Genomic DNA, 19,799 nt, shown 5'->3' on the forward strand with positions numbered 1-19,799 from the left:
TTGCGATGAGGCTGTCGCGTCGGGATTTGCTGCAGGGGGCTTCCAGCGCCTGCACGGCGGGCCTGTTGGCCGGCGGTGCGGCGCTGGTGGCGCCCGGCGCCGCCGCGCGACCGGCCCAGGCGCTGCGGCCGCCCGGCGCGTTGGCGGAAGACCGCTTCCTGGCGGCCTGCGTGCGCTGCGGCCTGTGCGTGCGCGACTGCCCGCCGCAGAACCTGCAGCTCTCGCGCTTGGGGCATGGCCTTGCGCGCGAGGTGGCCGTGGGCACGCCGTACTTCGTGGCGCGCGACATCCCCTGCGAGATGTGCGAGGCCATCCCCTGCGTCAAAGCCTGCCCCACCGGCGCGCTGGACGCGGGCCTGCAGCGCATCGAAGACGCCCGCATGGGCCTGGCCGTGTTGATCGACCACGAGACCTGCCTGAACTTCCAGGGCCTGCGCTGCGACGTCTGCTACCGCGTCTGCCCGCTGGTGGACCAGGCCATCACGCTGGAGAAGGTCAGCAACCCGCGCAGCGATCGCCACGCCATGCTGCTGCCCACCGTGCACGCCGACGCCTGCACCGGCTGCGGCAAGTGCGAGAAGGCCTGCGTGCTGGAAGGCGCGGCCATCAAGGTGCTGCCGCGCGCGGTGGCCCAGGGCCAGGCGGGCGCGCACTACCGCAAGGGCTGGGAAGACGGCGCCCGCGCCGTGCAGCCGCATTTCGACCTGCCCACCCAACGCCTGCCCGAGGCCGGCGGCGACATCACGCCCTTGCGCGGCGGGCAGGCGCCCTACGGTGCTGCGGCCGCGTCGGAGGCCCGGCCATGAGCGCCGCCGTGCCGCTCGCCACGCCCCGCAGCCTGTGGCGGCGCGAGCGCTTTCTCCTCCTGCGCCGCGCCAGCCAGCTGGGCGTGCTGGCGCTGTTCCTGCTCGGGCCCTGGGCGGGCGTGTGGGTGGTGAAGGGCAACCTGGCCAGCAGCCTCACGCTGGGCGTGCTGCCGCTGACGGACCCCTTCGTGCTGGCCCAGACCCTGCTGGCCGGCCACGCACCCGGCGCGACGGCGCTGATCGGCGCCGCCGTGGTGCTGTTGTTCTACGGCCTGGTGGCCGGGCGGGCGTACTGCGCCTGGGTCTGCCCGGTCAACGCCGTGACTGACGGTGCCGCCTGGCTGCGCCGCCGCCTGCGCCTCACCGGCGGCCGCGCGCCCTCGCGCCAGCTGCGCTGGTGGCTGCTGGGCGCCGTGCTGGCGGCCAGCGCGCTCACCGGCCACGCGGTGTGGGAGGCGGTGAACCCCGTCACGCTCACGCAGCGCGCCGTCATCTTCGGCGGCGGCCTGGCCTGGGCCGCGCTGGGCGCCGTGTTCGCCTTCGACCTGCTGGCAGCGCCGCGCGGCTGGTGCGGTCACGTGTGCCCCATGGGCGCGGCCTACGCGCTCATCGGCAGCAAGCCGCTGCTGCGGGTCGCCGCAACCCATTCGAGCCGCTGCAATGACTGCGGCGACTGCTATGCCGTCTGCCCCGAGCCGCTGGTGCTCGTGGCGCCGCTCAAGGGCAAGGACGGCGCGGGCCCCGTGGTGACGGCCCGCGAATGCACATCCTGCGGGCGTTGTGTCGACGTGTGCTCGACCGACGTGCTGCGCTTCACCCACCGATTCGACCGCCAGAGGGACTGACCCATGAAACTCCGCCGACTGCTGTATTGCCTGCCCCTGCTGCTGGCCTTTGCCGGGCTCTCCGCCCAGGCCGTGGACAAACCGGCCGACAAGGTGGCCGACAAAGCCGCTGTGAAGCTGGACGGCCTGCGCGGCGGCACGCCGCTGAATCAGGACAACCCGCCCAACAACTACCGCCAGGAGCGCGACCACCCGGTGGGCGAGCGCGACTTCGTGCAGCAGCCGCCGCTGATCCCGCACACCATCAGCGGCTACCAGGTCACCAAGAACTTCAACAAGTGCATGGACTGCCACGCCTGGCAGAAGACCAAGGAAAGCGGCGCCACCAAGATCAGCGTCACCCACTTCCGCACGCGCGACGGGGTGGAGCTGGACAAGGTCAGCCCGCGCCGCTACTTCTGCACCCAGTGCCACGTGCCGCAGAGCGACGCCAAGCCGCTGGTGCCCAACACCTACGAGCGTGCCAAGGGCATGCAGTAAGGCCACGCCATGAAGCAGCTCATCCACCGCCTCTGGGCCTTTGCCCACACCAAGCAGTTCTGGATTCTGTCCATCGCCTTCGTGGGCGGCATCCTGTTCTGGGGCGGCTTCAACACCGCCATGGAGTGGACCAACCGCGAAGCCTTCTGCATCTCCTGCCACGAGATGGAGAAGAACGTGTTCCAGGAGTACCGCAACACCATCCACTACCAAAACCGCACCGGCGTGCGGGCCACCTGCCCGGACTGCCATGTGCCCAAGGAGTGGGGGCCGAAGATGATTCGCAAGATCCAGGCGAGCAACGAGGTGCTGCACAAGATCCTCGGGTCCATCGACACGCCGGAGAAGTTCAACGCCAAGCGGGCCGAACTGGCGCAGCACGAGTGGGACCGCATGAAGCGCACCGACAGCCACGAGTGCCGCAACTGCCACAACTTCAACTACATGGACTACGCCGAGCAGAACAGCCGTGCGTCGACCCGCCACCAGGTGGCGTTCACGCAAGGCCAGACCTGCATCGACTGCCACAAGGGCATTGCCCACAGCCTGCCGCCCATCGCCCAGCCCATCGGTGAGCACAAGGCCGGTGAGGTGACGCTGCCGGCCACCACCGGCTCGTCGGCGGCCTCAGCCGCCCAGGGGCCGGCGTCGCACTGACAGCGCCTGCGTCGGGCACACCCCGACGCAGTGCCCGCAGGCCGTGCAGGCCTCGGCCTCCAGCTGAGGCAGCGCCACGCCGCGCGCCCCGGGCCGGAAGCGCAGTGCGCGCGGCTCGCAGGCATCGCCGCACAGCCGGCATTCCACGCCGCGGCTGGACAGGCAGCGGGCCAGCGTGAGCTCCGCCAGCCAGCCACCCAGCGCGGTGGAGCCGGGCAGGGCGCCCGCGCGGCAGGCCCGCTGGCAGTCGCCGCACAGCTCGCAGCCATTGCGGGAGAAATCGAGCACCGGATAGCCGCCGTCGCCTCGCTGGATGACCTGGGTGGGGCAGGCGGTGGCGCAGTCGCCGCAGCGCGTGCAGGCGTCCAGAAAAGCGCCTTCCGCCAGCGCACCCGGCGGGCGCGGCTGGGCCGGGGGCGCGGGCTGGGCCCGCAGGAAGAAGCGTCGGCGTGTGTCGACCATCGCGGCATTCTGTGGGGCGCCACCGCGCCGCGGCTTGTGCGCGGTCAAGCGACGTTCATTGGGGCTGCGCGAAGATGCCCGGCATGAAAGTCATGGGCATTGCCGGGCGCTCCGGCATGGGCAAAACCACGCTGCTCGAGCGGCTGGTGCCCGAGTTCACCCGCGCGGGGCGGCGGGTGTCGCTGATCAAGCACAGCCACAAGGACATCGAGGTGGACCGCCCGGGCAAGGACAGCTTCCGCCTGCGCGAGGCCGGCTGCCAGGAGGTGCTGCTGCTGGGTGCCACGCGCTGGGCGCTGATGCACGAGCTGCGCGGCGACCCCGAGCCCGAGCTGCCCTACCTGCTCAGCCGCATCCAGGCCTGCGACCTGGTGCTGGTGGAGGGCTTCAAGAGCGGCGACTTTCCCAAGCTGGAGGTCTGGCGCGCCGCGCACGGTGCCACGCCGCTGTGGCCCGAGTGGCCGGGCATCGTGGCCCTGGCCAGCGACGCGGCCGTGCCGGATTGCCCGCTGCCGCAATGGAACCTGACGGACGTGGCCGGCATGGCCCGGTTCATTTGGGACACCGCGGCGCCGATCGCGCTTTGATTCCGCCGGGGCGCCGTTTGCGCTGAGTGCAGCGCCTGGACACGTCGCTCACACCTTGCAACCGGGGGCGCCGCTCGTCCTACAGGCCGAGTGGGTTGAAGCCGGCACGCGCGGCGCGCCGCGCTGGCCACCATGAACTCATCTGCAACTCGTCGATCAGACACAGGAGGCCGCGATGAAGTTCAACCATGCTCTGCACGCTGAAGGCTGGGGCCGGCACATCGACACCACGCCGACGGACGGCGTGGCGCCCGTTTCACGCTCCGGCGCGACGCCGCTGTCAGCCGCGACCCTGCCCCCGCACGGTGGCGCCAGCCGCTGGGCGCCCCACCGCCCGCACCGCATGCTGCGCGCCGGGGCCAAGCCACTGGGCCTGCACACGCCGTTCCCTTGGGTCGCGAACCCGCCCAGCCGTGTGATCGGCGCCGGCCCGGTTCACCGGGAGCCGGCGGCCGTGGTGCCGGGCATGCCGGGCTGGGCGTTGGCCGCCGGCGTGGGCGTGCTGGTGGTGGGGGTGTCGGCGCTGGCCGTGTCGCATCAGCGCGCCACTCGCGATCCGGCTTCTCCGTTGTCGACATCCGCCACGCAGGTGGCGGGCTGGACGCCACCGCCCGAGTTGCCGGTGTCGCCCGACCAGCAATTGAAAACGGCACCGCCCGCCGCAGGTGTGACGAGCGGCACGACGCCGACCGCGGACGCCGCCCCGACCCGCTCCCCGATCGCGGCCCCGACGGCCGTGCCCACTCGGCCCTCGGAAGACAGCCTCCCGACGCGTGGCGTGCCCACGCAGCGCGTGACGGAGGTGCCAGCGGAACCGGCCGCTGTGGCCACGCTGCAGCGCCGGCTGAGCGAGGCGCAGCCGCTGGCCCGCGTGCAGCCGGAGACCGTGGCGCAGGCGCCGGCACCCGCGGTGAGCCCGGTCCAGCCCATGACGGTGCCTCCGGTGTCAGCGTCCACCCCGCCGGCCACCGTGGCGGCAGCGCCTGCGGCCGCTTCGGAACCGGCCGCAGCGGCCCCAGCCCCTGTCGTGGCGGCGGCGCCCGCCGTCACGCCGGACCCGGCTGATGCCGGCATCACCCAGCAGGTGCGCCAGGCCTTGGCCACGGACGCCCGCCTGGCCGGGTTGGGCATCGTGGTGAGCACCGACCGCGGCGTGGTGAAGTTGGAAGGCCAGGCGCCCGACCCCGCCGCGCGTGACCGTGCCGGCGTGCTGGCCGCCACCACGCAAGGCGTGAAGGCGGTGGACAACCGGCTGAGCCTGCCGGCGGTGGCCAGCGGGCCGGCGTCGGCCGCCACGGGGGCTTGATGCGCGCGTGAAGGTGTTGCAACACCCCGCAGCGCCCTCACGCACCCAAGAAAAAGGCGCCCCTCGGGGCGCCTTTGGCGTGTGCAGTGCGTGCCGGGGTCAGTGGCAGTGCTGCGTGCGTGCCGGGGCCAAGTCGGCCTGGATCAGCGCGTCTTGTGCCACTTCGCGGGCGTTTTCCAGTTGCAGGCAGAGTTCGGTGATGCCGTCGTCGCGGCCGCCCACCACCTCGGGCAGCGGGGCGCTGGCGATGTCGGTCGGCAAGTCGGCCAGGGCGCCGATCAGCTGAAACAGTAGTTCCAGGCTGGCCTCGCCGTTTTGCGGCAGGTCGCGCGCGGCGCCGAGGCTGCGGGCGAGGTACCAGCAGGCGTCTGCGGCGTTGTCGCAGGCCTGGGCCTTGAGCTCCAACGCCCGGCTGCGGGCGGCCTGGGCCTCGGCGTCGGCCTGGGCTTGGGCGATTTCGAGCGCACTGAAGTCCGCCGGTATGGCGTCGTCGAGCGAGAGCGCGGCAAAGTCGAGTTCGTGGGCCATGGGCTGCAGAAGCGTTCCTGGGTCGACCGATCGTAACGGCGGGGTGGGTGGCGGTGCGCCCCCCGATTCCCGGCGCTGCAACGGCGTCCCCGGAACTAAGTCACAAAGACCGGCCTATTCAACGCTTCTTGGTCGGGCGGGTCCAGCCGGCCAGCGCCACCTGTTTGCCGCGCGCCACGGCGAGGTCGCCGGGGTTGACGTCCTTGGTGATGGTCGATCCACCGCCAATCGTCGCGCCCGCGCCCAGCGTCACCGGGGCCACCAGCACGCAGTTGGAGCCCACGTGCACGTCGTCGCCGATGGTGGTGCGGTGCTTGTTGGCACCGTCGTAGTTGGCGGTGATGGCGCCGGCGCCGTAGTTCACCCGCTCGCCCACGGTGGCGTCGCCCAGGTAGGCGAGGTGGTTGGCCTTGGCGCCCTTGGCCAGCGTCGAGTTCTTCACTTCCACGAAGTTGCCGATGTGCACTTCAGCGCCCAGCTGCGCGCCGGGGCGCAGGCGCGAGAACGGGCCGATCAGGGCGCCTTCGCCCACGCTGGCGCCTTGTTTCTCGCCGTCGATGTGGGTGAACTCGTGGATGCGGGCGCCGGCCGCGATGGTGGCGTTGCGGATCACGCAGTTCGCGCCAATGCGCACGCCGTCGCCCAGGCTCACCGTGCCTTCGAACACGCAGTTGACGTCGATCTCCACGTCTTGCCCGTGCGTGAGCGTGCCGCGCAGGTCAAAGCGGGCCGGGTCGGCCAGGCGCACGCCGGCGCGCATCAGGGCTTCGGCCTGGCGCGATTGGTACGCACGCTCCAGTTGCGACAGCTGCACCGGGTCGTTCACGCCCAGCACCTCGATCTCGCTGTGGGCCTGGATGCCCAGCACCGGCAGGCCTTCGGCCACGGCCATGGCGACGATGTCGGTCAGGTAGTACTCGCCCTGGGCGTTGTTGTTGGTGAGCTGGCTGACCCAGCGCTTGAGTGCGCCAGTGGGCGCGGCCATCATGCCGCTGTAGCCCTCGTGGATGCGGCGTTGCTCGGGCGTGGCGTCCTTGTGCTCGACGATGGCCAGCACGCCGCCGTCATCGGCATCACGCAGGATGCGGCCGTAGCCGGTGGGGTCGGCGAGGTTCACGGTCAGCAGCACCAGGGCGTGGCCGGCGCAGGCGTCGATCAGGGCGCGGGCGGTGCTGGTTTCAATCAGTGGCACGTCGCCATTGAGGATCAGCGTCGTGCCTTCGCCTTGCAGCGCGGGCACCACCTGCTGGATCGCGTGGCCCGTGCCGAGCTGGGGCATCTGGCGCACAAAGCTCAGGCCCTCGGCGGCCACGGCCGCTTCCACTTGGTCGGCCCCGTGGCCGGTGATGACGATGCGCGCTTCGGCCGCCAGGGGCTCGCAGCTGGCCAGCACATGGCCCAGCAGCGAGCGCCCGGCCAGCTTGTGCAACACCTTGGGCGTTGCCGACTTCATGCGGGTTCCCTTGCCCGCGGCCATGATCACGATGTTGAGCGCCATGCCTGCCTTGCCTTCTCTGCCTTGCGACGGTGTGTTGGAACAAAGGCGAGATTATGGGCAGGCGCCACGCGGCGCCCGGGCTCAGCGCAGCAGCTGAACCGTGACGCGGTGTGACTTGGGGTTGACCTGCGGGAACTCGGCCAGCGCGGCGTCGAACAGCGGCGTGAGCAGGCTGTCGCCACCGGCGGTGAAGCCTTCGTTGCTGGCGTGGGTTTCAAACAGTGCTTCGCCGGTGGCGCGGTCGCGCATCAGCAGGGCCACGGCGCGGTCGTAGCGGCGGTCGAAGAAGGGGTCGTGCCGCCAGCCAAAGCCGCTCCAGCCCGGGGCGTAGCCGTAGCGCGGGGCAATCAGGCGGCCGCGCCAGCGCCACCACAGCGGGTCGTCCCAGGGCACGGGGTCGTAGGCGGTGACGCGGGCGCCCAGCGTGACGAGCACATCGGCCGTTTTCGCGTCAGGCGCGGGCTTGAAGCCGGCGCGTTCCAGCGCGGCCTTCGCGGCGTCTTCCAGCGTGGCCTGGCGCTTGGCGGCTTCTTCGCTTTGCTGCTGTGAGGGCAGGCGGTCGAAGGCGTAGGTGCCGGGCTTGCGGCCGGCGGCCCAGGCGCCGTAGCTGGACACGTCGGCCGAGAACGCGGTGGGGCCGGCGCAGCCGGCAAGCGCCGCCGCGGTGGTGGCGGCCAGGGTGGTGAGGATCAGGCGGCGGTTCATGAACACCTCCATCTTGGGGATGGAGCGATTCTGACCCGCGCAGATTTCCCCGATGTAAATCAGCGTTGCAGCGTGATCACCGAGGTGCTGGCCGACGGCGTCGCGCAAGATTCATCGTCGTCGAACGCGATGTCGCCGCCGGCGTCGGCCTGGCCCGTGGCCTTGATGGTCTCGAACGGGAACAGCTTCTTGTCCATCATGTGCGAGGGCACGATGTTGGTCATCGCGGTGAAGATGTTGTCGATGCGGCCCGGGTAGCGCTTTTCCCACTCGTTGATCATGGCCTTGACCTGCACGCGCTGCAGGTTCTCCTGGCTGCCGCACAGGTTGCACGGAATGATGGGGAACTCGCGGTGCTGGGCCCAACGCACGAGGTCGGGCTCCTGCACGTAGGCCAGCGGGCGGATGACGACGTTCTTGCCGTCGTCGCTCACCAGCTTGGGCGGCATGCCCTTCATGCGGCTGCCGAAGAACATGTTCAGGAACAGCGTGGTGACGATGTCGTCGCGGTGGTGGCCCAGCGCGATCTTGGTGCAGCCCAGCTCGCCCGCCACGCGGTACAGGATGCCGCGGCGCAGGCGCGAGCACAGGCCGCAGGTTGTCTTGCCCTCGGGCACCACGCGCTTCACCACCGAGTACGTGTCCTGCTCCTCGATGTGGAAGGGCACGCCACGCGTCTTGAGGTAGTTGGGCAGGATGTCTTCGGGGAAGCCGGGCTGCTTCTGGTCCAGGTTCACGGCCACCAGATCGAACTTGATGGGCGCACGCTGCTGGAGGTTCAGCAGGATGTCCAGCATCGAGTAGCTGTCCTTGCCGCCGGACAGGCACACCATGACCTTGTCGCCTTCTTCAATCATGTTGAAGTCGGCAATCGCCTGGCCGACCTGGCGGTGCAGCCGCTTGGAGAGCTTGTTGATCTCGTGCGCGGCCTTCTTGGCGGCGAGGTCTTCGGCGCTGGGCGTGGCGGGGGCAGTGGGGGCGAGGACGTCGGACATGGGGCTCATCACGCACCCGGTGAGGTGCTGGTGGCGACTTCGCAGTCGGGGAGGGAAAGCGCGCGATTGTCCCAAACCCGACGGCCTGTGCGCAGCCGCCTGGGCATGGGGCTGCGCAGCAAGTCGGAATTTCCGGCGGTTTGATGTGCGTCAAACCCGTGGCCCGGCCCGGTTTTTATATTTCATGCATTCTGTATGCATGTTTTGGCGGCGCCTTCGCGCAGCCGGCATCCGGAAGGAGGCATTCATGAAATCCACCGCAAGGCTCTGGCGCTGGCTAGGGCTGATCTTTGTGCTGTCGTTCGGGGCCTTGGGCTACCTGGGCTGGCAGATCTATCTCTCGGCGCCGCCGATTCCGAGCCGCGTGCTCACCGCCGACGGCGAGGTGCTGTTCACCGGCGAGCAGATCCAGCTCGGCCAGCAGGCCTGGATGTCGGCCGGCGGCCAGCAACTGGGCACGGTCTGGGGGCATGGCGCCTACGTGGCGCCGGACTGGTCGGCCGACTGGCTGCACCGCGAAGCCGTGGCGCTGAAGGACAAGCGCCTGGCCGAGCAGCAACGCAGCGGCCTGGCCCTGGGCGACGCCCAGCGTGCCGCGGTGGACCAAAGCGTGCGCGAGGAAATGCGCCGCAACACCTTCGACGAGGCCAGCAACACCGTGCGCGTGAGCGCCGTGCGCGCCCAGGCCATCCGTGACGTGGCCGCGCATTACGAGGGCCTGTTCGGCCACGACGCCCAGCTCGACACCCTGCGCGAGCAGTACGCCATGACGGCCGATGCCTTGCCCGACGCCGAGCGCCGCCAGGCGTTGACCGCGTTCTTCTTCTGGTCGGCCTGGGCCGCCACCACCGACCGCCCGGGCGAAGCCGGCCTGTCGTACACCAGCAACTGGCCGCATGAGCCACTGGTGGGCAATACCATGAGCACCACGGCTGCCATGTGGAGCATGGCCAGCATCGTGCTGCTGCTGGCGGGCATTGCCGCCATGCTGTGGCTGCACAAGGGCGATGGCGAAGACGCCGCGGTGGTGCCCAAGGCCGACCCGCTGCTGGGTGCGCAAGCCACGCCGTCGATGAAGGCCACGCGCAAGTACTTCTTCATCGTGATCGCGCTGATGCTGCTGCAGATCGGCATGGGCGTCATCACCGCGCACTACGCGGTGGAGGGGCAGTCGTTCTTCGGCCTGCCACTGGCGCAAATCCTGCCGTACACCATCAGCCGCACCGTGCACACGCAGATCGGCGTGTTCTGGATCGCGACCGCGTGGCTCGCCACCGGCCTGTACGTGGCGCCGCTGCTGTCGGGCCGCGAGCCCAAGCTGCAAAAGCTCGGGGTGGACGCGCTGTTCTGGGCGCTCATCGTCGTGGTGCTCGGCTCGACGATCACCGGCTGGCTGGGCACGCTGCAGCACCGGGGTGTGGACTTCAGCTTCTGGTTCGGCAACCAGGGCCTGGAGTTCACCAGCATGGGCCGCTTCTGGCAGGTGCTGCTGTTTGTGGGCCTGCTGTTCTGGGTGTTCCTGCTGGGCCGGGCTCTGTGGCCGGCACTGAAGAAGCCGTCTGAAACCCGCGGCCTGATCGCCATGGTGTTCCTGTCGGCCACTTGCATCGGCGGCTTCTATGCGTCGTCGCTGATGTGGGGCCAGCACACCCACTACTCGATGATCGAGTACTGGCGCTGGTGGCTGGTGCACCTGTGGGTGGAGGGCTTCTTTGAAGTGTTCGCCACCGCCGTGGTTGCGCTGATCTTCACCAACCTGGGACTGGTGCGTGCCGAATCGGCTAACCGCGCCATCATTGCCGAGACCATCGTGTTCCTGTTCGGCGGCATCCTGGGCACGCTGCACCACCTGTACTGGACGGGCACGCCCACCTCGGTGATTGCCGTGGGCGCCGTGTTCTCGGCGCTGGAAGTGGTGCCGCTCACGCTGATCGGTCTGGAAGCGCTGCAAACCTACCGCCGCTCGCAAGGCGTGGCCTGGCTGGGCGCCTACAAGTGGGTCATCCTGAGCTTCGTGGCGGTCGGCTTCTGGAACACGGTGGGCGCAGGCCTGCTGGGCTTTGCCATCAACCCGCCGGCCTCGCTGTACTACGTGCAAGGCCTGAACATGACGGCGGCCCACGGCCACGCGGCGCTGTTCGGCGTGTACGGCATGCTGGGCATCGGCCTGATGCTGTTCTGCCTGCGCGGCCTGTTTGCCCGTTCGCTGCATGCCGACCGGTTCTTGAAGCCCGCCTTCTGGAGCCTGAACATCGGCCTGGCGATGATGGTGTTCATGTCGCTGCTGCCGGCGGGCATTTATCAGGCCTATCACAGCATCACCACGGGACTGTGGTTTGCGCGGTCGCCGGCGGTCATCCACTCGCCGGTGATGGAGACTCTGGTGTGGCTGCGCGTGCCGGGCGACATCGTCTTCGCCGCGGGCAGCGTCTTCCTGGCCGTGTATGCGCTGTTCCTGCTGCGCCGCCCGGCGGCTGAAACCCTGCCCACGGGCGCCGCACCGGCCCGCGGGCGCTGACCCGGACTTGCCCCTTCCCGCATGAAGCTCACCGCCTTCACCGACTACAGCCTGCGTGTGCTGATGTTCCTGGCCGCTGACCCCGACCGCCGTGCCACGGTGGCCGAGATCTGCGCGGCCTACGACATCAAGCCCAACCACCTGACCAAGGTCGTGCACCACCTGGCCCGCCGCGGCTGGGTGGCCACGGTGCGCGGCAAGGGCGGTGGGCTCACGCTGGCCCGCCCGGCGGAGCAGATTCGCGTGGGCGAGGTGGTGCGTGATGCGGAAGGGCAGGACCTGCCCGCCGAATGCTTCACCGCCAAGGCCACGCCGTGCGCCATCGTCGGCCAGTGCCGGCTCAAGGGCGTGCTGGCCGAGGCGGTGGAGGCCTTTCATGCGGTGCTGGACGGCTACACGGTGGCCGACATCACCGCCAACCGCCAGGCGCTGGCGCAGGTGCTGCACCTGCCTCTGAACCTGCCCCGCGCGGAGTGGACTGCATGATTCCCTTGCTCCGGCTGGAAGAGCCGGCCCCGGCGGCCCGCACGGGCACCGCGTGGCTGGCGCTCGGATTCCGGCCGTTTTATTTCCTGGCCAGCGTGTTCGCGGCGCTGTCGGTGCCCTTGTGGGCACTGCAGTTCTCGGGCCTGCTGGGCCAGCCCTATCTTTCCGGCCCGGTGTGGCATGCCCACGAGATGCTGTTCGGCTTCGCGCTGGCGGTCATCGTGGGGTTCTTGTTCACGGCGGGCCACAACTGGACGAACCAGCCCACCCCCACCGGGCGTCCTTTGGCGGCCCTGGTGGCGCTGTGGCTGGCGGCGCGCGTGCTGGTGCTCACGCCCTGGGGTGTGGCGGCGGCCGTGGCCAACGTGGCCTTTCCGCTGGCCGCAGCCGGCGCGCTGGCCGCGCCGTTCTGGCGCGCGCGCAACCGGCGCAATTACTTCTTCGTAGGCCTGCTGTTGTTGCTGGCCGGCGCGGCCGCGGTGCTGCACCTGACCCAACTGGGGGTGCTGTCTGCAGCGCCCCATCGTGCGGTGGGGGTGGCGCTGGATGTGGTGCTGTTCATCCTGGCCGTCATGGGCGGCCGCGTGATTCCCATGTTCACCAACAACGGCGTGCCCGGCGCCGGGGCCGAGCGGCGCCCGGCGGTGGAGCGCGTGGCCCTGGGCGCGCTGCTGGTGTTGGGCGTGGCCGATGCGGCCGACCTGCCCTGGCCCGTGGTGGCCGCCGTGGCGGGCGCCGCCGGCCTGGCTCACGGCCTGCGCTGGGCCCTGTGGCGCCCGTGGCGCACCGGCCGCGCGCCGCTGGTGTGGGTGCTGCACCTGGCCTATGCATGGGTGCCGGTGCACCTGGGCCTGCGGGCGGCGGCGGCGTTCGGCTGGGTGCCGGCCTCGCTGGGCACGCATGCGCTGACCGTGGGCGCCGTGGGCGGCCTGGTCATCGGCATGATCACCCGCACCGCGCGCGGCCACACCGGCCGGCCGCTGAAGGCTGACCGGTACGAGGTGGCCTGCTACCTCGCCGTGGCGGCCGCCGCAGCGGTGCGCGTGGGCGTGCCGCTGCTGGCGCCCGCGCTGCTGATGCCGGCAGTGTTGGCCTCGGCACTGCTGTGGTCCGCCGGGTTTGGCCTGTACGCGGTGCGCTACTGGCCGGTGCTGTCGCGCCCCCGGTTGGACGGCCGGCCCGGCTGAGCTTCCGCCTGAGCAATCTCACCAATGTTTGCACCGCATCAAAGCGGTGCGAGTTCAGCCGCGCCAGCATGGCGCCTCCTTCAACCGCCCGAGCCTGTGCCATGACCTCAAGCCCCTTGCTGGACCGCGTTGCGGCCGCCGGCCTCCAGCCCCTGCAGATCCGCGGCCGACAGCTGCTGCCCATCGTGCAAGGCGGCATGGGGGTGGGCATCTCGGCGCACCGTTTGGCCGGCAGCGTGGCTGCGCAAGGCGCCTGGGGCACGATTGCCTCGGTGGACTTGCGGCGCCACCACCCCGACCTGATGGCCCGCACCGAAGGCATGAGCGACGGCGACGAGCGGAAGAAGGGCCTCATTCAAGACGCCAACCAGGAAGCCCTGGCCCGCGAAATCCGTCAGGCGAGGGCGCTCGCCGGTGGCCGTGGCTTGCTGGCCGTGAACGTGATGCGGGCGGTGAGCGACTACGCCGCCAGCGTGCGCACCGCGCTGCAGGAAGGCATTGACGCCATCGTCTGCGGCGCCGGCCTGCCGCTGGACCTGCCGGAGCTGGCCCAAGACCACCCGGACACCGCGCTCGTGCCCATCTTGAGCGACGCGCGCGGCGTGGCCCTGCTGTGGAAGAAGTGGGAGCGCCGCCAGCGCCTGCCCAGCGCCATCGTCATCGAGCACCCGGGCCATGCGGCTGGCCACCTCGGGGCGGCCAAGGTGGCTGACGTGGGCGACGCGCGCTTCAGCTTCGAGACCGTGCTGCCCGCCGTGCGTCAGCACATCCGTGATGCCGGCCTGGAAGGTCGCGTGCCGCTGATTGCCGCGGGCGGGGTGCGCAGTTGTGAAGACATCTTGCGCCTGCAGTCGCTGGGCGCCGATGCAGCGCAGCTGGGCACCGCGTTCGTGGTGACCGAGGAATGCGATGCCCACCCGAACTTCAAGCAGGTGCTGGCCGAGGCGCGTGACGACGAATTGATGGAGTTCACCAGCGTGGCCGGCCTGCCGGCCCGCGCGGTGATGACGCCGTGGCTCAAGAAGTACCTCAAGGCCGAGGAGCGGCTGCAGGCCGTGGTGCAGCTCAAGCAGCGCTGCACGATGGCGTTCGACTGCCTGAGCCAGTGCGGCCTGCGCGACGGCCTCAAGGGCTGGGGCCAGTTCTGCATCGACCAACGCCTGGCTGCCGCGCTGCGCGGCGACATGGCCAAGGGCCTGTTCTTCCGCGGCCGCGGGGCACTGCCGTTCGGTACGCAAATCACCTCCGTGCGCCAGTTGCTGGAGCGCTTGCTGACGCCGGGTGTGCCGGTGGGCACGCCGGCCTGACGGCGGGGCGGGGCCGGCCCAGGCCGGCCTGTTCCACCTGGTCGGAGTGGCTGGACCGGCGGGGCCCAGCGCTTGGCGCGTCAGGCGGTGGCGGGCACGGTCTGGAACAGCAGGGCCTGGTCGCGGGGCTGTTCAATCACCAGCGGGATGCTGAAGTCCGGCGTGCGCACGCCGGTGTGGGCCAGCGTTTCGCGCAGTTGATCCAGGGCCAATTGCGGGGCGGCTTGCAGCACCACGCTGAGCGCCCAGGGCCAGGCGCTGTCAACGGCGCCGGGGGCTGTTGAAGCGGCGGGGCCGACGATCACGCGGTCCACCCCCGGGTGGTCTTGCAAGCGCTGCACGGCCGCCGGCGTGGCGGGCGCGTGAGTCCACAGGGCCAGCATGCCGGGTTGCGGCACGCGGGTGGGCGGCGGCTTGAGCGTCATGTCGGCCAGCACGCCGGTGCGCCGCCAGGCCTGCAGGCGGGCCAGCAGCTTGAGCTCGCTGCAGCCGATGTGGCGTGCGCAGTCGGCGTAGGGGCGTGAGCACAGCGCCAAGCCGCGCTCCAGTTGGCGCGCGGTGGCGAGGTCGTCGGCGTCGTGCAGCGCGGCATCGGCCGTGTCGGCTGGCGCGGGCTCAGGCGCCAGCCAGCGCGCCACGGGCGGGTGCGGCAGGCGTTGCAGTTGCAGCGCCAGGGCCTGGGTGTTCAGGGTTTCCAGCTCGGCCCACAGCGCGGGCAAGCCCGGCTGCGGCGCCGTGCTGCGCTCCACATGGAAGCACCCGGGCAGGGCGAGCAGGGCGGCATGCAGGCGCGCTTCGTCGGCAGTTTGTGCAAACGCCAGGCGCCAACGCTGGCGGCGCAGGCCGTCGCCCCAGCGCGGCAAGATGGCCTGCAGCGCGCCCTGACGGTGCAAGTCCTGGCACAGGCCCAGCAACTCGCGCGGCGTGGCGCCGCTGCGGGCCGCCATTTGCCGAAACGGCGAGGCGTGCAGCGGAAAGCCTTGCTGCCAGCCTTGCAGCAAGGCTTGGCGGAGGCTGGCGCAGCAACTGACGTGCGGGGTGTGCAACATGGACGGCCCCAATGCTCGGTGCACGGGGCGGGGCCGTCCTTAACCTGCGTCAATAGCTGGTGCGCGGCGTTTGCCGCACATCAAAGCTTGTGCTTACCAGGCGCCCAGTTCGGTGCTGATGGCCACCTCGCAGTCCGGAAAGATCTCCAGCTTGGTCAGCTTCAGCCGCACGCCCACCACGCCGGGCAGGCTCATCAGCCGGTTGCACAGCTTGCCCAGCAGCGCCTCCACCAGGTCGGTGTGCTCGGCGGTGCATTCATCAATGATGGCGGTGCGCACGCGGCGGTAGTCCAGCACGTGGCCGATGTCGGCGTCGCGCGCGACGACGGGCAGCGCGCCGAGGTTGACTTCGGCGTCCACCTGAATCGGCTGCGGGCCGGTGCGCTCGAAGTCCAGCACGCCGAGGTTGGCCCGAAAGCGCAGGCCCTGCAGGTGAATCACCTGGCGGTTGTTGTGCCGCTGCGGTGCGGCCATGGCCTGTGGGCGCAGGGCCTGTTCGATCTGCTTGGCGGCCTGCACGCCGTCGGCCAGCGCGGTTTGCACGCAGGGGTGCCAGCGGCCGCTGGCGTCGCCCGCCACGAACACGCGCTGGCGGGCGTGCTCGTCCAGCAGGCTGAAGGCCGAGGGCTCGGGCTCGAAGCCCAGCAGCACGGCGGCCACGTCATAGCGCTCGGCGCCCACGCTCACGCCGGTGGCGTCGGGCAGCAGGGCGTCGGGCAGCGGGGTGGACAGGCGCACCGTGATGCGCGGGTGGCGCTCGATGCGCTCCACCAGGTGGGTTTGCGCGCGCCAGCCGCTGCGGGTCCACACCGTCACGTCGAAGCCGCGCTCGGCCAGGTGCAGGGCGTTCTCGGCGGCGTTGTCGCCCGCGCCCAGCAGCAGCGCGCGGCCGGGGGCGAGGGTGTCGCGCTGGGCGGTCAGGCCGGAGGCGTCGAGCACGCGGGCGTGAGGAGAGGCGAAGTAGCGCGCCGGCCGCAGCAGGCGCAGGCCCGTCGCAATCAGCAGCGCGCGGGCTTGCACCCGCTCGCCGCCGGCCAGTTGCAGTGCCCAGCCGTCGGCTGTGTGGCGGGCGCTTTCCAGTTGCGTGCCCAGCCGCAGGCTCAGGCCCGGCGTGGCGCTGGCCTGCGCGGCGTACTGCGCGGCCAGGTCGCACAGCCGGGTGGCGGGGTCGCCCAGCACCCAGTTCTGCGCAAAGTCCAGCGCAGCCAGCGACGCGCACAGCTGTGCTTCGCGCTCCACCAGCAAGGTGGTCAGGCCCAGCTGGCCCAGCCACGAGGCCGCGCTGCAGCCGGCCGGGCCACCGCCGAGGATGGCGACATCAAAAGAAGCAGTGCTGGACATGGCGGGCGCGAACGGGGGCTGGCTGAAACCCAAAAATTATCGGCGCAGGCGCTTCCAGACGCGCCAGCCCAGCAGCACCGCCAGCAGTGCGCCGTACACCGCCGGCTCGGCAAAGTTGTGCTTGCCGGCGCGCATCCAGATGAAGTGCAGCAGTGCGATCACCGCGACCGCGTAGACCGCCTTGTGCAGCGTCTGCCAGCGCTTTGCGCCCAGCGCCTTGATGGCGCGGTTGAAGCTGGTGGCCGTCAGCGGCAGCATCAGCGCCCAGGCCGTGAAGCCCATCAGGATGAACGGGCGCTTGGCGATGTCCACCGCGATGTCGTCCAGCGCCAGGCCCATGTCCAGCCAGGCGTAGGCCAGCAAGTGCAGGCTGGCGTACACGAAGCTGAACACGCCCAGCATGCGTCGAAAGCGCGCCAATGCGGCCAGGCCGGTCAGCTCGCGCAGCGGCGTGATGGTGAGCGCCAGCCACAGGCCGCGCAGCGTCCAGTCGCCCAGCCGGCGGATCAAGGCCTCGGCCGGGTTGGCGCCCAGCTGGTTGGTGGCGGCGGCGTAGATCAGCCACGTCAGCGGCGCCAGGCACAGCAGGAACAGCAGCACCTTCGCCGCTGGGTGCAGCAGCGCGCGCGTCAACACCGCCTTCATCAGTAGTTGCGCTTCAAGTCCATGCCGGCGTAGAGCTGGCCCACTTGCGGCTCGTAGCCGTTGAACATCAGCGTGGGCCGCTTCTTGGCGAACAGGCCGTCTTCGCCGATGCGGCGTTCGGTGGCCTGGCTCCAGCGAGGGTGCGGCACGTTGGGGTTCACGTTGGAATAGAAGCCGTACTCCTGCTGGGCGGCCTTGGTCCAGCTGGACACGGGCTCCTTCTCCACGAGGCGGATCTTGACGATGCTCTTGGCCGACTTGAAGCCGTACTTCCACGGCAGCGCCAGGCGCAGCGGCGCGCCGTTCTGGTTGGGCAGCACCTCGCCGTACATGCCGAACACCAGCATCGCCAGCGGGTGCATGGCCTCGTCGATGCGCAGGCCTTCCACGTAGGGCCAGTCCAGCACGCCCGAGCGCACGCCGGGCATTTGCGCCTTGTCGGCCAGCGAGGTGAACTCCACGTACTTGGCCTTGGAGGTGGGCTCCACCTTCTTCAGCACCTCGGCCAGCGAGTAGCCCACCCAGGGCACCACCATGCTCCAGCCCTCCACGCAGCGCAGGCGGTAGATGCGGTCCTCCAGGGGCACGAGCTTGAGCAGCGCCTCGATGTCAAAGCGCTGCGGCTTGCCGCATTCGCCTTCCACGCTCACCGTCCACGGCCGGGTTTTGAGGGTGTGGGCGTAGGCAGCGGGGTCGGCCTTGTCGGTACCGAACTCGTAGAAGTTGTTGTACGAGGTGGCGTCGGTGTAGCTGGTGGGCTTGTCCAGCACGATGGCGCCGGGCACCGCCGAGCGCGTGCCAGGCAGCTTGGGCAACTTGCCGCCACCCGGGGCCCCTTGGGCCAGCGCCAGGGGCGAGGCCGCCGCCAAGCCCAACCCGGCCAGCGCGGCGCGGCGGTTCAGGTACAGACCCTGCGGCGTGATCTCGCTGGGCAGGGGCTCGTGGGCAAAGGGGGTCTTGATCAGCATGGTGGGCAGCGCAGTGAAGCTAGCTCTTGGGTCGGCCAGAGGTGGGCGGAACTTACACCTGCGCCGGCTGGCGTGTCCGAGGTCATGCGTAAACCCGACCATTCCCGTCCTTGACGGCAACCCCACCACGGCCGAGCATGGCCCGATGGCTGCCCACCCCACCTCATCCGCCACGCCACCGCCCGGTGCTGCGGCGTGGCATGACGCCAAGCGCTACGCGTGGCTGCTGTCCGGCGCGTTTCCGGGCCTGGCTTGGCTGAACCTCTGGCAAGCCGAGCGCACCGGTCAGGTCGCCTGGCTGTGGGCGCTGCCGGGGGTGATGTACACGCTGATTCCGCTGCTGGACTGGCTGCTGGGCGAAGACCGCAGCAACCCGCCCGAGGCCCAGGTGCCGGCACTGGAGCGCGACCGCTGGTACCTCGCGGTGCTGCTGCTGTTCGTGCCGCTGCAGTTCGGCCTCACGCTGCACGGCGCGTGGCTGGCCGTGCATGGCGGCCTCGGGGCGCTGGGCTTGGCGGGTCTGGTGCTGACGGTGGGTGGCATCAACGGCGTGGCCATCAACACCGCGCATGAGCTGGGCCACAAGCACGCGGCGTGGGAGCGCTGGCTGTCGCGCCTTGTGCTCGCGCCGGTGGCGTATGGCCACTTCTTTGTGGAACACAAGCGTGGCCACCACCGCCGCGTGGCCACGCCGGAAGACCCGGCCAGCGCCCGCTTGGGCGAGAGCTTCTGGGCCTTTCTGCCCCGCACCGTGGTGGGCGGCCTGCGCTCGGCCTGGCACCTGGAGCGCCAGCGCCTGGCCGGCCGCGGCCTGGGCCCCTGGCACTGGCGCAACGAATGCCTGCAGGCCTGGGCCATGACCGTGCTGCTCTACGCCGGCCTGGTGGCCTGGCTGGGCTGGGCCGTGCTGCCCTTCCTGCTGGTGCAGGCAGCCTACGGCGCGCAGCTGCTGGAGGTGGTGAACTACATCGAGCACTACGGCCTGCTGCGCCAACGGGGCGCAGACGGCCGCTACGAGCGCTGCGCGCCCGAGCACTCCTGGAACAGCAACCACCGCATGTCCAACCTGTTCCTGTACCACCTGCAGCGCCACAGCGACCACCACGCCCACCCGGCGCGCCGCTACCAGGCGCTGCGGCATTTCGAGCAGGCGCCGCAACTGCCCAGCGGCTACGCCGGCCTGCTGCTGGTGGCCTACGTGCCGCCGCTTTGGTACTGGCTGATGGATGCGCGGGTGATGGCGCATTACGGTGGCGACTTGGCGCGGGCGAACGTGCAGCCTGGGGCGCGGGAGCGTTTGGCGCGCGAATGGCGCCCGTCCATCGGTTGAGCCTCGCCGATGGATCGTGTGGGCAGCCGGGCGAGAGGGCTCCGGACTGTGTCGGTGAACAATGGATGTCAGTTTGTTGAGCCGCCTTGGGCGGAATCC

20 protein-coding genes and 1 pseudogene are annotated in these 19,799 nt (G+C 70.5%); 11 read left to right on the forward strand and 10 right to left on the reverse strand.

Annotated elements, in window-relative coordinates; genetic code table 11:
• Positions 1-5 precede the first annotated feature (5 nt).
• The 4 genes from napG to ACG01O_RS01740 are packed head-to-tail and all read left to right on the forward strand — an operon-like array spanning position 6 to position 2,788.
• On the forward strand, positions 6-806 hold the full coding sequence (gene napG, locus ACG01O_RS01725; protein WP_394380622.1) for a ferredoxin-type protein NapG: 801 nt from the start codon (positions 6-8) through the stop codon (positions 804-806).
• Positions 803-1,651, forward strand: coding sequence for a quinol dehydrogenase ferredoxin subunit NapH (gene napH, locus ACG01O_RS01730; RefSeq protein ID WP_394380626.1), 849 nt, complete (start codon positions 803-805; stop codon positions 1,649-1,651). The genes napG and napH overlap by 4 nt, the downstream gene beginning before the upstream one ends.
• Positions 1,652-1,654: 3 nt before the next feature.
• On the forward strand, positions 1,655-2,131 hold the full coding sequence (locus ACG01O_RS01735) for a nitrate reductase cytochrome c-type subunit (protein ID WP_394380628.1): 477 nt from the start codon (positions 1,655-1,657) through the stop codon (positions 2,129-2,131).
• Positions 2,132-2,140: 9 nt separating this feature from the next.
• Complete coding sequence (locus ACG01O_RS01740; RefSeq protein WP_394380631.1) at positions 2,141-2,788, forward strand: NapC/NirT family cytochrome c; 648 nt, start codon at positions 2,141-2,143, stop codon at positions 2,786-2,788.
• On the opposite strand, the gene ACG01O_RS01745 is transcribed toward ACG01O_RS01740, so the two are convergent.
• Complete coding sequence (locus ACG01O_RS01745) at positions 2,759-3,250, reverse strand: ferredoxin-type protein NapF (RefSeq protein ID WP_394380634.1); 492 nt, start codon at positions 3,248-3,250, stop codon at positions 2,759-2,761. The two genes, ACG01O_RS01740 and ACG01O_RS01745, sit on opposite strands and share 30 nt — an antisense overlap.
• Positions 3,251-3,333: 83 nt before the next feature.
• On the opposite strand from ACG01O_RS01745, the gene mobB reads away from it, so the two are divergent.
• Positions 3,334-3,837, forward strand: a complete 504-nt coding sequence (mobB, locus tag ACG01O_RS01750) for a molybdopterin-guanine dinucleotide biosynthesis protein B (protein WP_394380637.1) — start codon at positions 3,334-3,336, stop codon at positions 3,835-3,837.
• 175 nt (positions 3,838-4,012) lie between these two features.
• Entirely contained in the window at positions 4,013-5,143 is a 1,131-nt protein-coding gene (locus ACG01O_RS01755; RefSeq protein WP_394380640.1) for a BON domain-containing protein, read from the forward strand.
• A 99-nt stretch (positions 5,144-5,242) separates the two neighbouring features.
• Here ACG01O_RS01755 and ACG01O_RS01760 read toward each other — a convergent pair whose 3' ends face one another.
• The 4 genes from ACG01O_RS01760 to ttcA form a co-directional block, all read right to left on the reverse strand.
• Positions 5,243-5,671, reverse strand: coding sequence for a hypothetical protein (locus ACG01O_RS01760; protein ID WP_394380643.1), 429 nt, complete (start codon positions 5,669-5,671; stop codon positions 5,243-5,245).
• 118 nt (positions 5,672-5,789) lie between these two features.
• Entirely contained in the window at positions 5,790-7,169 is a 1,380-nt protein-coding gene (gene glmU, locus ACG01O_RS01765) for a bifunctional UDP-N-acetylglucosamine diphosphorylase/glucosamine-1-phosphate N-acetyltransferase GlmU (RefSeq protein ID WP_394380646.1), read from the reverse strand.
• Between the two features lie 81 nt (positions 7,170-7,250).
• Entirely contained in the window at positions 7,251-7,874 is a 624-nt protein-coding gene (locus tag ACG01O_RS01770; RefSeq protein ID WP_394380649.1) for a DUF4136 domain-containing protein, read from the reverse strand.
• A 59-nt stretch (positions 7,875-7,933) separates the two neighbouring features.
• Positions 7,934-8,869 carry a tRNA 2-thiocytidine(32) synthetase TtcA gene (gene ttcA, locus ACG01O_RS01775; RefSeq protein ID WP_394380651.1) on the reverse strand — a complete coding sequence of 312 codons (936 nt, stop codon included), beginning with the start codon at positions 8,867-8,869 and terminating at the stop codon, positions 7,934-7,936.
• Between the two features lie 247 nt (positions 8,870-9,116).
• Here ttcA and ACG01O_RS01780 point away from each other — a divergent pair, with 247 nt between their 5' ends.
• From ACG01O_RS01780 to ACG01O_RS01795, 4 genes are all read left to right on the forward strand, one after another.
• Positions 9,117-11,387, forward strand: coding sequence for a nitric-oxide reductase large subunit (locus tag ACG01O_RS01780; RefSeq protein ID WP_394380654.1), 2,271 nt, complete (start codon positions 9,117-9,119; stop codon positions 11,385-11,387).
• A gap of 21 nt (positions 11,388-11,408) precedes the next feature.
• Entirely contained in the window at positions 11,409-11,873 is a 465-nt protein-coding gene (locus ACG01O_RS01785) for an Rrf2 family transcriptional regulator (RefSeq protein WP_394380657.1), read from the forward strand.
• A complete protein-coding gene (locus tag ACG01O_RS01790; RefSeq protein ID WP_394380660.1) occupies positions 11,870-13,060 on the forward strand; it encodes an NnrS family protein in 1,191 nt (396 codons plus the stop codon). The genes ACG01O_RS01785 and ACG01O_RS01790 overlap by 4 nt, the downstream gene beginning before the upstream one ends.
• Positions 13,061-13,161: 101 nt before the next feature.
• Positions 13,162-14,367, forward strand: a complete 1,206-nt coding sequence (locus ACG01O_RS01795) for an NAD(P)H-dependent flavin oxidoreductase (protein WP_394380662.1) — start codon at positions 13,162-13,164, stop codon at positions 14,365-14,367.
• Positions 14,368-14,447: 80 nt separating this feature from the next.
• Here ACG01O_RS01795 and ACG01O_RS01800 read toward each other — a convergent pair whose 3' ends face one another.
• The 5 genes and pseudogenes from ACG01O_RS01800 to msrP all read right to left on the reverse strand — a co-directional run bounded on the left by ACG01O_RS01800 (position 14,448) and on the right by msrP (position 18,370).
• Positions 14,448-15,416, reverse strand: coding sequence for a hypothetical protein (locus tag ACG01O_RS01800; protein WP_394380665.1), 969 nt, complete (start codon positions 15,414-15,416; stop codon positions 14,448-14,450).
• A gap of 93 nt (positions 15,417-15,509) precedes the next feature.
• Positions 15,510-15,890 carry a dihydroneopterin aldolase gene (locus tag ACG01O_RS01805; RefSeq protein ID WP_394382465.1) on the reverse strand — a complete coding sequence of 127 codons (381 nt, stop codon included), beginning with the start codon at positions 15,888-15,890 and terminating at the stop codon, positions 15,510-15,512.
• Positions 15,891-16,223: 333 nt separating this feature from the next.
• A pseudogene (locus ACG01O_RS01810) lies at positions 16,224-16,757 on the reverse strand (FAD-dependent oxidoreductase); the annotation flags it as partial.
• Between the two features lie 36 nt (positions 16,758-16,793).
• Positions 16,794-17,402 carry a protein-methionine-sulfoxide reductase heme-binding subunit MsrQ gene (locus ACG01O_RS01815; protein WP_394380668.1) on the reverse strand — a complete coding sequence of 203 codons (609 nt, stop codon included), beginning with the start codon at positions 17,400-17,402 and terminating at the stop codon, positions 16,794-16,796.
• The gene (msrP, locus tag ACG01O_RS01820) at positions 17,402-18,370 is read right to left on the reverse strand and encodes a protein-methionine-sulfoxide reductase catalytic subunit MsrP (RefSeq protein WP_394380671.1); all 969 of its coding nucleotides are present in this window, start codon (positions 18,368-18,370) and stop codon (positions 17,402-17,404) included. The genes ACG01O_RS01815 and msrP overlap by 1 nt, the downstream gene beginning before the upstream one ends.
• Positions 18,371-18,515: 145 nt before the next feature.
• Between msrP and ACG01O_RS01825 the strand changes: the two genes are divergently transcribed.
• Positions 18,516-19,700 (forward strand): alkane 1-monooxygenase, encoded by a 1,185-nt coding sequence (locus ACG01O_RS01825; RefSeq protein WP_394380674.1) that lies wholly within the window; start codon positions 18,516-18,518, stop codon positions 19,698-19,700.
• The last annotated feature ends 99 nt before the right edge of the window (positions 19,701-19,799 follow it).

Source organism: Pelomonas baiyunensis, assembly GCF_043555935.1.
In the GTDB taxonomy this organism is placed as follows: Bacteria; Pseudomonadota; Gammaproteobacteria; order Burkholderiales; family Burkholderiaceae_C; genus Pelomonas; species Pelomonas baiyunensis.